Genomic DNA, 926 nt, shown 5'->3' on the forward strand with positions numbered 1-926 from the left:
CTAGACGAGTAAGTCCGAAGTGCTCGGGTCAGTGGTCGTAGGCGATCAGCGAGCGGGTGGTGGGTGTTCCCGTGTGCCGGTTGTGCCAGATGGCTGCGGTCAGGGCGAGGATGCGTTGTCCGACGCGGGCCAGGACCCCGGCAGGAGTCCTGGCCCCGTGCCGTTCGAGGTCGAGTTGCCCTTTGAGGGTGTCGTTGACCGACTCGATCAGCTGCCGGATCGGCTTGAGCAGGTGTTCGCCGGGCCGGGGTTTGAGGTTGCGGTAGCTGGGCCGCAGCAGGGTCAGGCCGTGGTCGGCCATGAAGGCGTCGAGGTGCTTGGAGACGTAGCCCTTGTCGCCGATGACGGTCTGCCCGGGATAGGTGGCCAGCAGGTCCCGGTCGCCCGTGAGCATGTCGGCCAGGACTTCCCGCTCATCGACTTTGGGGTTGGCCAGGGCCCAGGCGATCGGTAGTCCGCCGGGTGTGCAGAGCAGGTGCAGGCGAAGGCCCCAGAAGAACCGTGAGTGCGAGGGGCAGTAGCCGTAGCCGGCCCAGCCGGCCAGGTCGGAGCGTTTGACGGTGGGACGTGAGCGGGCGCACTCGACGGGGGTGGAGTCCACGATCCACACGTCGTCGTGCCACAGGTCGGTGTCCCGTGCCAGGGTGCGAATGAACCGGCCGATCAGCGTGTTCGCGGCCCGCAGGCGCTTGTTGTAGCCGGACTGGCCGGGCAGGTAGGGGAACTCGGCGGCCAGGTGGGCGCGGGCGAACCGCAGCCACCTGGCTTCGGAGACGAAGCCGAGCACGGCCTGCATCACCGCGAGCGTCAACAGCTCGGCATCCGTCAGCCTCGGAGGCCGCCCCGCCCGCCGCGTTCCTGCCAGAGAGTCATCGATCCTCACGTACAGTGCAGTCGCGAGGGTCTCCAGGTTTGTCGTCACACAC

The 926-nt window shown here is 67.9% G+C and carries 1 protein-coding gene; it reads right to left on the minus strand.

Going from position 1 to position 926, the window contains the following annotated elements:
• Positions 1-28 precede the first annotated feature (28 nt).
• Entirely contained in the window at positions 29-922 is an 894-nt protein-coding gene (locus ACS04_RS30020) for an IS982 family transposase (protein ID WP_048479976.1), read from the minus strand.
• Between the last annotated feature and the right edge of the window lie 4 nt (positions 923-926).

The sequence above is a fragment of the Streptomyces roseus genome, assembly GCF_001044425.1.
GTDB lineage: Bacteria > Actinomycetota > Actinomycetes > Streptomycetales > Streptomycetaceae > Streptomyces > Streptomyces roseus.